The organism is Streptomyces camelliae (genome assembly GCF_027625935.1).
GTDB lineage: Bacteria > Actinomycetota > Actinomycetes > Streptomycetales > Streptomycetaceae > Streptomyces > Streptomyces camelliae.
Genome location: NZ_CP115300.1, coordinates 1,700,922 through 1,712,989 on the forward strand (window position 1 = coordinate 1,700,922; position 12,068 = coordinate 1,712,989).

The following is a 12,068-nucleotide window of genomic DNA, read 5'->3' on the forward strand; positions in this document are numbered from 1 at the left end:
CCGTGACAGGCGCGCCGACTGACTGGAACCGCTCCCACTGGTGCGAAGGAAGGTAGCGCCAAGTGGATTGATTGCCCAGGGGAGTTGCTGACTTTTCCTCAAGAGTTCCGGTCGAATCTTTTCGACTCTTCAAGCACCTTGACCCCTCACAGGGTCGTCCTCACTATGGGAGCGCTCCCACTGGTTCAAGCCTTGACTTTTCCCGAGCCGCAAGCCCGCAAGGAGGAACCAGCACATGGATCCCGGACGCAGACGCAGAGCCGCGCGGCGGTGGTGCACCGCCATGGCGGCCGCGTTCGCCCTGCCTCTGTCGATGCTCGCCGCCGGTGCGACGACCGCGCACGCGGCGTCCGTGCAGTGCAGCGTCGACTACACGACCAACGACTGGGGTTCCGGCTTCACCGCCGGACTCACCATCACCAACCGCGGCACGGATGCCGTCAACGGCTGGACGCTGTCGTACGCCTACTCCGGCAATCAGAAGCTGACCAACGGCTGGAACGGCACCTGGTCCCAGTCCGGCCAGACGGTCACCGTGCAGAACGCCTCGTACAACGGCACCATCGCCGCGGGCACGGCCGTCACCACCGGTGCGCAGTTCACCTACAGCGGCACCAACACGGCTCCGGCCTCGTTCTCGGTCAACGGCACGACCTGCGCCGGCGCGCACCAGCCGCCGGTCACCGTGCTGACCAGCCCGAGTGCGGGTGCGGTGTACACGCAAGGGGACGCGATCCCGCTCGCCGCGACGGCCGCCGCCGCGGACAACGCGACGATCAGCAAGGTGGAGTTCTACGACGACACCACGCTGCTGGGGACGGCGACGAGCGCGCCGTACTCGCTCTCCGTCTCCAGTTTGACCGTGGGCAGTCATTCGCTGGTGGCGAAGGCGTACGACAGCACGGGCGCGTCGGCCGAGTCCACGCCGGTGGGCGTCACGGTCGTCTCGGGCCCGGCGGTGGTGGCCTCGCCAGCTCAACTCGGTGTCCAGCAGGGCAAGTCGGGGACGTTCGGGGTGAAGCTGTCGACGCAGCCGAGCGCGAACGTGACGGTGAGCGTGGCGCGCACGGCCGGCAACACGGGCCTGTCCGTGTCCGGCGGCTCCTCCCTGACCTTCACTCCGTCGAACTGGAACACCGCGCAGACGGTCACCGTCTCGGCGGACTCCTCCGGCACCGGTGCGGCGACCTTCACCGCCTCGGCCGCGGGCCATTCCAAGGCGACGGTCACCGTGACGGAGCTGGCGGCGACGAAGGCGTACGACCAGCGGTTCCTGGATCTGTACGGGAAGATCACGGACCCGGCGAACGGTTACTTCTCCCCTCAGGGCATCCCCTACCACTCGGTGGAGACCCTGATCGTGGAGGCCCCGGACTACGGCCACGAGACCACGTCGGAGGCCTACAGCTACCTTCTCTGGCTGCAGGCGATGTACGGCAAGGTCACCGGTGACTGGTCGAAGTTCAACGGCGCGTGGGCGCTGATGGAGAAGTACATGATCCCCACGCACGCCGACCAGCCGACGAACTCCTTCTACAACGCCTCCAAGCCGGCGACGTACGCGCCCGAGGAGGACACCCCGGACCAGTACCCGGCGAAGCTGGACACGTCGGTGTCCGTGGGATCGGATCCCATAGCCGGTGAACTGAAGACTGCATACGGTACGGACGACGTATACGGCATGCACTGGATCGAGGACGTCGACAACGTCTACGGCTACGGCGACACGCCGGGCGGCACCTGCGAGGGCGGCCCGACGGCGAGCGGACCGTCGTACCTGAACACCTTCCAGCGCGGGCCGCAGGAGTCCGTCTGGGAGACGGTCCCGCAGCCGACGTGCGACGCCTTCAAGTACGGCGGCAAGAACGGCTACCTGGACCTGTTCACGGGTGACAACTCCTACGCCAAGCAGTGGAAGTACACCGACGCCCCGGACGCGGACGCCCGTGCGGTGCAGGCGGCGTACTGGGCGGACGTGTGGGCGAAGCAGCAGGGCAAGGGCAGCGATGTGTCCGCCACGGTCGCCAAGGCCGCGAAGATGGGCGACTACCTGCGGTACGCGATGTACGACAAGTACTTCAAGAAGATCGGCAACTGTGTGGGCCCGTCGACCTGTGCGGCCGGCACCGGCAAGGACGCCTCGCACTATCTGCTGTCCTGGTACTACGCCTGGGGCGGCGCCACCGACACCAACTCGGGCTGGGCCTGGCGGATCGGCTCCAGCCATGTGCACGGCGGCTACCAGAACCCCCTGGCCGCCTACGCGCTGAGCAGCTACCCGGACCTGGAGCCCAAGTCGGCGACCGGCACCTCGGACTGGGGCAAGTCGCTGCAGCGGCAGCTGGAGTTCTACCAGTGGCTGCAGTCCTCCGAAGGCGCGATCGCGGGCGGGGCGACCAACAGCTGGCAGGGCCGGTACGCCACCCCGCCGGCCGGCACACCGACGTTCTACGGCATGTACTACGACTGGGAGCCGGTCTATCACGACCCGCCGTCCAACCAGTGGTTCGGCTTCCAGGCGTGGTCGATGGAGCGGGTCGCCGAGTACTACCAGCAGACGGGGAACACGACCGCCAAGGCGGTCCTCGACAAGTGGGTCAAGTGGGCGCTGTCGCAGACCACGATCAACCCGGACGGCACCTACAAGATCCCCTCGACCCTCCAGTGGTCCGGTCAGCCGGACACCTGGAACCCGTCGAGTCCCGGCTCCAACAGCGGACTTCACGTGACGGTCGCCGACTACACCAACGACGTCGGTGTGGCGGCCGCGTATGCGAAGACGCTGACGTACTACGGTGCCAAGTCCGGTGACGCGACGGCGAAGTCGACGGCGAAGGCGCTGCTGGACGGCATGTGGAACAACTACCAGGACAGCCTGGGCATCGCCGTCCCCGAGACCCGCAGCGACTACAGCCGGTTCGGCGACAGCGTGTACGTGCCGAGCGGCTGGAGCGGCACCATGCCGAACGGCGACGCGATCAACTCCTCGGCCACCTTCACCTCGCTCAGGTCCTTCTACAAGAACGACCCGGCCTGGTCGAAGATCGAGGCCTACCTCAAGGGCGGTGCCGCGCCCGTCTTCACGTACCACCGGTTCTGGGCCCAGGCGGACGTCGCCCTGGCCATGGGCTCGTACGCGGAGCTCCTCGAATAGTCCCCGCTGACGCTCCGCGTACACGACCCCGTCACAGGGCGACGGGGTCGAACAAGGGCCGGGCGGTCCCCTCCCGCACAGGGGACCGCCCGGTCGTCACGTCATGCCCTCCTCGCACGCAAGGAAAGACCCCCTCGCACGCAGGAAGGACCCCCGCCATGCGCAGATTCCGCGTACTCGCGGCCGTGCTCACCCTCGCGGCCGGGCTGCTCGCGGGCACTCCCCCGGCACTGGCCGCGGCCACGGCCGCGCCGGCGCCGAAGGTGACCGTCGCCGCGGACACGTACACCTGGAAGAACGCCCGGATCGACGGCGGCGGTTTCGTCCCCGGGATCATTTTCAACCGCTCCGAGAAGAATCTGATCTACGCCCGCACCGACATCGGCGGCGCCTACCGCTGGCAGCAGTCGACGAAGACCTGGACCCCGCTGCTGGACTCCGTCGGCTGGGCCGAGTGGGGGCACACGGGCGTGGTCAGCCTCGCCTCCGACTCCGCCGCCCCGGACAAGGTGTACGCGGCGGTCGGCACGTACACCAACAGCTGGGATCCGACGAACGGCGCGGTGCTGCGCTCCGCGGACCGGGGCGCGAGCTGGCAGAAGACGGATCTGCCGTTCAAGCTGGGCGGCAACATGCCGGGCCGGGGCATGGGCGAGCGGCTCGCGATCGACCCGAACAAGGAAAGTGTGCTGTATCTGGGCGCGCCCAGCGGCAAGGGCCTGTGGCGGTCGACGGACTCCGGGGTGACCTGGTCGCAGGTGACGAGCTTCCCGAATCCCGGCGACTACCAGCAGGATCCGACCGACACGACCGGGTACGCCGGCGACAACCAGGGGATCGTGTGGGTCACCTTCGACGAGTCCACGGGGACGTCGGGGAGCGCGACGAAGACGATCTACGTGGGGGTCGCCGACAAGGACAACGCGGTGTACCGGTCGACGGACGCGGGCGCGACGTGGTCGCGGCTTCCGGGCCAGCCGACGGGGTATCTGGCGCACAAGGGTGTACTGGATGCGGTGAACGGCTTTCTGTATATCGCATACAGCGACAAGGGCGGTCCGTACGACGGCGGCAAGGGCCGGCTGTGGCGGTACGCGACCGCGACGGGCACGTGGACGAACATCAGCCCGGTGGCGGAGTCGGACACCTCTTACGGCTTCAGCGGGCTGACGGTCGACCGTATGCATCCGTCGACCATCATGGCTACGGCATACAGTTCCTGGTGGCCGGACACCCAGATCTTCCGCTCGACCGACCGCGGGGCCACCTGGACCAAGGCCTGGGACTACACGTCGTATCCCAACCGTTCGAACCGCTACACGATCGACGTGTCCTCCTCGCCCTGGCTGACGTTCGGCGCGAATCCGTCCCCGCCGGAGCAGACGCCGAAGCTGGGCTGGATGACGGAGTCGCTGGAGATCGACCCGTTCGACTCGAACCGGATGATGTACGGGACGGGTGCCACCCTGTACGGCACCGAGAACCTGACCGACTGGGACAGCGGCGGGCAGTTCGCGGTGAAGCCGATGGTGCAGGGTCTGGAGGAGACCTCGGTCAACGACCTGGCCTCACCGCCGTCCGGCGGCGCCCAGCTCTTCAGCGCCCTCGGTGACATCGGCGGCTTCCGGCACACGGATCCGACGAAGGTGCCGTCGCTGATGTACACGTCCCCGACGTTCACGACCACCACGAGCCTGGACTTCGCCGAGACCGACCCGAACACCGTGGTCCGGGTGGGCAATCTGGACTCCGGTCCGCACATCGCGTTCTCGACGGACAACGGCGCCAACTGGTTCGCGGGCACGGACCCGTCAGGGGTGAGCGGTGGCGGCACGGTGGCGGCGGCCTCCGACGGAAGCCGCTTCGTGTGGAGCCCGGCCGGCACGGGCGTGCAGTACACGACGGGCTTCGGATCCTCCTGGTCGGCGTCGAGCGGCATCCCGGCCGGCGCGATCGTCGAGTCGGACCGGGTCGACCCCAAGACCTTCTACGGCTTCAAGTCCGGGAAGTTCTACGTCAGTTCGGACGGCGGCGCCACGTTCACCGCGTCCGCGGCGGCCGGCCTGCCGAGCGGTGACAGCGTCCGCTTCAAGGCGCTGCCCGGCACCAAGGGCGACGTATGGCTGGCGGGCGGTGCGACGGACGGCGCGTACGGCCTGTGGCACTCCACGGACGGCGGCGCGAGCTTCACCAGGCTGTCGAACGTCGACCAGGCCGACACGATCGGCTTCGGCAAGGCGGCGAGCGGAGCCGCGTACCAGACGCTCTTCACCAGCGCGAAGATCGGCGGCGTGCGGGGCATCTTCCGTTCGACCGACGAGGGCGCGACCTGGACGCGCATCAACGACGATGCCCACCAGTGGGGTTGGACCGGAGCGGCGATCACCGGCGACCCGAGGGTGTACGGCCGCGTGTACGTCTCCACCAACGGCCGGGGGGTCGTCTACGGCGACACGTCCGACACGAGCGGCGGCACGGGCTCGGGCGGGGGTACGACTCCCCCGGGGTCCGGCGCCTGCTCGGTGACGTACACGGTGACCAGCCAGTGGTCCGGTGGCTTCCAGGCGGATGTGCGGCTGACGAACACGGGCTCAGGTCCGTGGAACGGCTGGTCGCTCGGCTGGTCCTTCGCCGACGGACAGAGGATCACGCAACTGTGGAACGCCGACCACACCCAGTCGGGTTCGGCGGTGACCGCGAAGAATCTGAGCTGGAACGGGACGGTGGCGGCGGGCTCGTCCGTGGACTTCGGGTTCACGGGCAGCTGGTCGGGCACCAACTCCAAGCCGGCCTCCTTCGCCCTGAACGATCAGAGCTGCACGGTCGGTTGACATCCTTCGAAGGCGGGCGCGCGTCGAACCGGGCGCGCGCCCGCTGCCGTTCAGGGGGGACCACCGCCCGGGAACTGGGTGCAGCTCAGCTTTGTTCCGGCTTCCGGTACGCCCGCACCGCGAACACCGGGTCCGGGCGGGGGCGGTCCTGGTCCGGGAGGGCGGCCAGGCGCGTCGCGAACTCCTCGGTGCGGGGCTCGCCCGGCGGCAGCAGGGTGAACCAGCCGCGGCGCAGGTCGGCGATGGTGGCGCGCGGGCTGCGGCCCTGACCGACGCCGTGGAACTCGGTGCCGCCGGCCGCCTCCAGCCCGTGCCGGGCGGCGTGCGCGGTGACGGTGGCGGCGGCGTCCTGGGCGGGACGGCGCGGCCGGGGCGCGAGAACGGCGTCGATGTCACTGCCGACGTCGTGCGCGGCGGCCTTGTCGACGGTGGTGACATAGACCCCGCCGGGCCGCAGCACGCGTGCGCACTCGGCGATGATCGCGCGGACGTCCTCGGGATCGTCCAGCAGATGGAGCAGCCAGACACTGGTGACCGCGTCGAAGGTGCCGGTGCCGAAGGGGAGTTGGCGGCTGTCGGCCCGGACGACGGCGCCCGGCAGCCGCGCCCCCGCTCTGCGGACCATGGCGGAGGTGAGGTCGGTGCCGGTCACCCGCAGCGTGGGGCGGCCGGCGGCCAGCCGGCGGGTGACGATGCCGGTGCCGCAGGCCACGTCGAGGAGCCGGCCCGGCCTCTCGGGAATCAGGTCGAGCACCGCTGCTGCGGCGGCGTGGGCGCGAGCCTCGCCGCCGCGGGACGCGTCGTAGGCGTCGGCTTCCTTGTCGTAATCGAGCACGCCCCTCAGTGTGCGCCGTGACCTGGGGCGATGTCCTCCACCCTGCGGGCGAGACCGAAGTCCTTCGCGGTGACGGCACCGCCCGCGCTGTGGGTGTGCACGCTGAGGGAGACGGTGTTGTAGCCGAGGGTGAGGTCGGAGTGGTGGTCCAGCTCGTCCTGGACGGCGGCGATGTGCGCGACGAACGCCGCCGCCGCGATGTGCGAGCCGAGCCGGTAGGTGCGGGTGAGCCGGTCGCCGTCCAGCGACCAGCCGGGCAGCTCCGCCAGCCGGTCCTCGATCTCCTTCTGCGACAGCGGTTCTACGGCCATGGCGTTCGGCTCCCTTCACGACGGCGGGACGACGGGGTACGGCGGCGGCGCGGCGGTGTACGGCGGGCCGGTCACCGGATACGACTTCAGCCTGCCACGTCGGCCGCGTACGTACTCCGCCACGTCGGCCGCGTGCGCACTCCGCCACGCCGGCCACATGCGCCCTTCGCCACGTCAGCCGCGTACGGCCTCAGCCGCCAGGTCGTCGGCGAGTGCGGCGATCCGGGCCCGGCCCTCCACCCGGGCCACCCAGTCGTGCGGCAGGCCGGTGTCGCCGTGCAGGGCGCCGAGCAGGTTGCCGCAGATCGAGCCGGTGGAGTCGCTGTCGCCCGAGTGGTTGACGGCCAGCAGCAGCGCCTCGTCGGGGCGAGGTTCGGCGAGCGCGCAGTAGACGCCGATGGCGAGGGCCTGCTCGGCGACCCAGCCCGCACCGAGGGACTCCGCCTTCTCGGCCGTCGGGGAACCGTCGGCGGCGAGGTCCAGGGCCTCGCGCAGGGCGGCGGTGGTCTCGTCGTGGCCGCGGTGGCGCTCCAGCAGCCGCACCGTGCGCAGCACCGCGCCCTCCAGGGAGTCACCGGCGACCAGGTGGGCCACGATCGCGGCGAGCGCGCCCGCCGCGTAGTAGCCGGTGGGGTGACCGTGGGTGATCTGGGCGCCGCGCGCCGCCATGCCGAACGCCTCCTCGGCGGGGCCGCCCATCAGGCCGAAGGGGGCCGAGCGCATGACCGTGCCGCAGCCCTTGGAGTCGGGGTTGACCTCGCCGGGTGTGCCGTCGAGCGGGAGCGCGGGGTCGGGTGCGTACATCTGGGCGACGCCGGAGAGGCAGGCGTTGCCGGGGGCGCGGCGGGCATACAGCCAGGCCTCGGTGACCAGGCCGGCGGACGGCGTGCCTGCCGGGGCGTTCACCGGTACGCCGGGCCGCGGCGGCGCCGGCTGCTCGGGACCGGGCTTGGACTGGGTCTCCAGCCAGCGCTCGTAGGCCTGGCGCAGCAGCAGGGGCCAGGCGCCGCCGGTGCCCTTCTCACGCTGCCGGGCGTGTGCCTGGATCAGGGCCTCGACGGTGAACAGGGTCATCTGGGTGTCATCGCTGATCAGGCCGACGGCACCGTGAGCACCGGGGACGAGACCGGTGACGCCGCGCGGTCCGTGCGCGGCGCGGATCCGGTCCAGGGTGGAGAACTCCACCGGGTAGCCGAGGGCGTCACCGAGCGCGCCGCCGAGGAGACAGCCTCGGACTCTGGCCCGGTACACCGCCGCGGCCTGAAGGGACGGCGTCCGCCACGGCTTGGTCCACGGTTCGTTCCTGCGCACCTGAAGCAACTCCTCGACTACGCCCCCTCGACTACCGTCGGGCGTATGACCATTGTCGCTTCCGGCCCTTCCGCGTCCCCCACTGCCCCCGCCTCCGCCAGCGCCGACGGCAAGGGCGCCGGCCCGCTGCTGCGCGCCTGGCGGGAGCGGCGGCGGATATCGCAGCTGGAGCTGGCGCTGCGCGCCGACTCCTCCGCGCGGCACATCAGTTTCATCGAGACCGGCCGGTCCCGGCCGAGCGAGGAGATGGTGCTGCGGCTCGCCGAGCATCTGGACGTGCCGGTGCGTGAGCGCAACTCCCTGCTGCTGGCAGCCGGTTACGCCCCGCACTATCCGGAGACCCCGCTGGACGACCCGGCGCTGGACGCGCTGCGCGACGGCATGGAGCGTCTCATCCAGGGCTACGAGCCCTACCCGGCGCTGGTGGTGGACGCGACCTACACGGTGGTCGCCGCGAACCGGGGCATCGCGATGCTGCTGGACGGCGTGCCGGAGAAGCTGCTGTCCCCGGCGCCGAACGCGATGCGGCTGACGCTGCACCCGGAGGGGCTTGCGCCGCGCATCCGTAATCTGCACACGTGGCGCGGGCATCTGCTGGCGCAGATGGACCGGCAGATCGCCCTGCAACGCTCGGAGCGGCTGCGTGCCCTGTACGAGGAGGTGGCGGCCTACCCGGTGCCGGAGGACGCGCACGGCGACGAGGACGGCGAACCGGCCGGATCCGTCGCCTACTTCGCGCTTCCGATGCGGATCGAGCACGACGGCCGGATCCTGTCGTTCGTGTCGTCGATCTCCACCTTCAACACCCCGATGGACGTCACGGTCGCCGAGCTGGCCATCGAGACGTTCCTTCCGGCGGACCCGGCGACGGCCAAGTACCTGCACACGCTTGCCGGTTGACACTCGCCCGGCGAAATCGCGCCACCAGGAATCCCTCGGACCGGTGTGCGAGAGGCGATCACATGACAGACTGCCCGGGTACTTCGGCGCGTTGGGGAGGCGTGGCGTGAGTGAGCGACGGGCTGCGCCCACCGTCGGCCAGGTGGTGCTCGGCAAGCGGTTGCAGGAACTGCGCGAGGCGTCGGGCCTCAGCCGTGAGGAGGCCGCCAAGGTCCTCAGGGTGGCGTCGGCGACCGTACGGCGGATGGAGATGGCCGAGGTCGCGCTGAAGATCCCCTACGTGCAGGTGCTGCTGGACACCTACGGGGTGCCCGAGGAGGAGGCGGCCGCGTTCGTGCGGCTGGCCGAGGAGGCGAACCAGCCGGGCTGGTGGCAGCGTTTCCACGACGTGCTGCCGGACTGGTTCAGCCTGTACGTCAGTCTGGAGGGCGCCGCCCGGATCATCCGCTCCTACGAGCCGCACTTCGTACCGGGTCTGCTGCAGACCGAGGAGTACGCGCGCGCGGTGATGGAGGCCGGTACGATCGGGCAGACCTCGCCGCAGACGGTCGAGCGGCATGTGTCGCTGCGCCTGGAGCGGCAGCGGCTGCTGGAGCGGGACGATCCGCCGCACCTGTGGGTGATCATGGACGAGACGGTGCTGCGACGCCCGGTGAGCACACGCCCCGAGGTGATGCGCGACCAGCTGGACCGGCTGCTGGAGTACGCCGAGCGGGACCGGGTCACGCTGCAGGTCGCCGAGTTCGCGGCAGGCCCGCATCCGGGGACGTACGCGCCGTTCACGCTGTTCCGGTTCGCCGAGCCGGAGCTGCCGGACATGGTGTTCACCGAGTATCTGACCGGCGCCCTGTATCTGGACTCGCGGCGGGAGGTGGCCGCGCATCTGGAGGTGCTGGACCACATGACGGCGCGGGCCGCGTCGGCGCAGCGCACGCAGACTCTGCTGCGGGAGTTCCGCGCGGCCCTGTGACCTGCCGGAGGGGGCATCCCCTCCGGGTCGGCCCCGACCGGCCCTGCCCTGCTCTTCCCGACCCTGACCGGCCCTTGGGGGAACACCCGTATGACCACGCCCGATTCCGTGCCCGTCCCCGTCGAAACGGGCCGTCCGCATCCGGCCCGGGTGTACGACTGGTGGCTGGGCGGCAAGGACAACTACCCGGTGGACGAGGAGCTGGCGCGGAAGATCCTCGCCGCGGACGGCACGGTGGTGCGCGGGGCTCGGGCCAACCGGCGGTTCATGCACCGGGCCGTGCGCACGGCGGCCGAAGCGGGAGTGCGGCAGTTCCTGGACATCGGCACCGGCATCCCGACCGAACCCAATCTGCACCAGGTGGCCCAGGGCACGGCGCCGGAGTCCCGGGTGGTGTACGCGGACAACGATCCGATCGTGCTGCGGCACGCCGAGGCGCTGCTACGCAGCTCCGCCGAGGGCAGCACGCGATACCTCCACGCCGACGTCCGCGACCCGGACACCATCCTGCGGCAGGCCGGTGCGTCCCTGGACTTCGCACGGCCCGTCGCGCTGTCGCTGGTGGCGCTGACCCACTATCTGTCGGACGCCGAGGACGATGTGCACGGCCTGGTCGAGACCTACGTCCGGCAGCTCGCTCCGGGCAGCTTCCTGATCCTGTCTCAGGTCACCCCGGACCTGAACCCCGAGGCGGTGAACCGGGCCGCCGAGCTGTTCCAGCGCAGCGGCACGCCCTTCCACCCCCGCACCCTGCCCGAGTTCTCCCGCTTCTTCGCCGGCCTCGACCTGCTGGGCCCCGGGGTCATCCCGGTGCACGGCTGGCGCCCGGAGCCGGAGGACGTGGCGGCCCAGGCGGAGGGGATCGTGCCGGTGTACGCGGGCGTGGCGGTCAAGCGGTGATCTGCACGCCGGCGCCCTGGTCCTGGACGAGGTCACGGTCCGGGGCCACGGCGGGGTCTGTCTGCACGCCCGCCGGGACACCTCGGCTCTGCTGACGGTTAGTCACTTCTTCTACGGCCGGACGGTGTTCGCGGGCAGCACCGGCACGGTGGAGCGGTGCCGGTTCACCGATGCGGCCGACGACGCGCTCGCGGTGATCGAGGGTGGCCGGGTCACGGTCCGCGCCGGCCGGTTCGAGGGCAGCCGGATCCACGGCGTGCGGGTCAGCGACGCGCGGGCCGAGCTGACGGGGTGCGAGCTGACCGGCACCGGGCGGGCCGCCATGTCCGCGGACACCCACGCCGAGCTGTCCGTCACCGACTGTGTGATCAGCGCCGTACACGCCGAGGGGGTGCTGTTCGTCGGGCAGTCCCGGGGGCTGGTGCGCGGCTGCCGGGTTCCACGGGCCGGTCTCGGGCGGCCAGTTCGCCTGGAACAACCGGACCGTCACCCAGAACCGGCGCAACGACTCCGCCATCGCCCCCGGCCACGAGGCGCTCGCGCAGCTCCTGGGCCAACTGCTGCGGGAATTGCCGGAGTCCGGCCTCGCCGAGCGGGACCGGGCGGACACCGAGGCCGCGGCCGAGGAGGTACTGGCGGAGGTCACCGGCCCCGACACCCCCGAGCCGGGCCGGCTGCGCCGGGCCCTGAACGGCCTCAAGGGCGCACTCGCCCCGGTCGCGATGGGCGGCTCGGCCGGGGCGGCGGCCGGCGCACAGGAGTGGGCACACGCGGCGATCAGGAACCTGACCGCACTCATGTGAGCCGGAGCGGCGGGCTGACCGCGCTGGGCGGGCGCCTCGGCGGGCCCCGGCCG

9 protein-coding genes and 1 pseudogene are annotated in these 12,068 nt (G+C 70.9%); 7 read left to right on the forward strand and 3 right to left on the reverse strand.

Translation table 11 applies throughout. The annotated features are described in order from the left end of the window. The first annotated feature begins 235 nt into the window (after nt 1–235). Together O1G22_RS07935 and O1G22_RS07940 are read left to right on the forward strand one after the other, a co-directional pair. Nucleotides 236–3,154 carry a glycoside hydrolase family 48 protein gene (locus O1G22_RS07935; RefSeq protein ID WP_270080667.1) on the forward strand — a complete coding sequence of 973 codons (2,919 nt, stop codon included), beginning with the start codon at nt 236–238 and terminating at the stop codon, nt 3,152–3,154. Between the two features lie 158 nt (nt 3,155–3,312). Beyond that, nucleotides 3,313–5,985 carry a cellulose binding domain-containing protein gene (locus O1G22_RS07940; RefSeq protein ID WP_270080668.1) on the forward strand — a complete coding sequence of 891 codons (2,673 nt, stop codon included), beginning with the start codon at nt 3,313–3,315 and terminating at the stop codon, nt 5,983–5,985. Nucleotides 5,986–6,070: 85 nt separating this feature from the next. On the opposite strand, the gene O1G22_RS07945 is transcribed toward O1G22_RS07940, so the two are convergent. The 3 genes from O1G22_RS07945 to O1G22_RS07955 all read right to left on the reverse strand — a co-directional run bounded on the left by O1G22_RS07945 (nt 6,071) and on the right by O1G22_RS07955 (nt 8,442). Then, nucleotides 6,071–6,820, reverse strand: coding sequence for a class I SAM-dependent methyltransferase (locus O1G22_RS07945; RefSeq protein ID WP_270080669.1), 750 nt, complete (start codon nt 6,818–6,820; stop codon nt 6,071–6,073). Between the two features lie 5 nt (nt 6,821–6,825). Further along, entirely contained in the window at nt 6,826–7,131 is a 306-nt protein-coding gene (locus tag O1G22_RS07950; RefSeq protein WP_225095372.1) for a 4a-hydroxytetrahydrobiopterin dehydratase, read from the reverse strand. A gap of 174 nt (nt 7,132–7,305) precedes the next feature. After that, nucleotides 7,306–8,442: an ADP-ribosylglycohydrolase family protein gene (locus tag O1G22_RS07955; protein ID WP_428986332.1), complete on the reverse strand. Its 1,137-nt coding sequence runs from the start codon at nt 8,440–8,442 to the stop codon at nt 7,306–7,308. A 45-nt stretch (nt 8,443–8,487) separates the two neighbouring features. Between O1G22_RS07955 and O1G22_RS07960 the strand changes: the two genes are divergently transcribed. The 5 genes and pseudogenes from O1G22_RS07960 (at nt 8,488) to O1G22_RS07980 (ending at nt 12,015) form a co-directional block, all read left to right on the forward strand. After that, nucleotides 8,488–9,342 carry a helix-turn-helix domain-containing protein gene (locus O1G22_RS07960; RefSeq protein WP_270080670.1) on the forward strand — a complete coding sequence of 285 codons (855 nt, stop codon included), beginning with the start codon at nt 8,488–8,490 and terminating at the stop codon, nt 9,340–9,342. Nucleotides 9,343–9,448: 106 nt separating this feature from the next. Then, nucleotides 9,449–10,312 (forward strand): helix-turn-helix domain-containing protein, encoded by an 864-nt coding sequence (locus O1G22_RS07965; RefSeq protein ID WP_270080671.1) that lies wholly within the window; start codon nt 9,449–9,451, stop codon nt 10,310–10,312. 90 nt (nt 10,313–10,402) lie between these two features. After that, complete coding sequence (locus tag O1G22_RS07970; protein WP_270080672.1) at nt 10,403–11,212, forward strand: SAM-dependent methyltransferase; 810 nt, start codon at nt 10,403–10,405, stop codon at nt 11,210–11,212. Between the two features lie 61 nt (nt 11,213–11,273). Then, nucleotides 11,274–11,573 (forward strand): annotated as a pseudogene (locus O1G22_RS44515) (right-handed parallel beta-helix repeat-containing protein); the annotation flags it as partial. Between the two features lie 208 nt (nt 11,574–11,781). Continuing rightward, a complete protein-coding gene (locus O1G22_RS07980) occupies nt 11,782–12,015 on the forward strand; it encodes a hypothetical protein (RefSeq protein WP_270080674.1) in 234 nt (77 codons plus the stop codon). Nucleotides 12,016–12,068 lie beyond the last annotated feature (53 nt).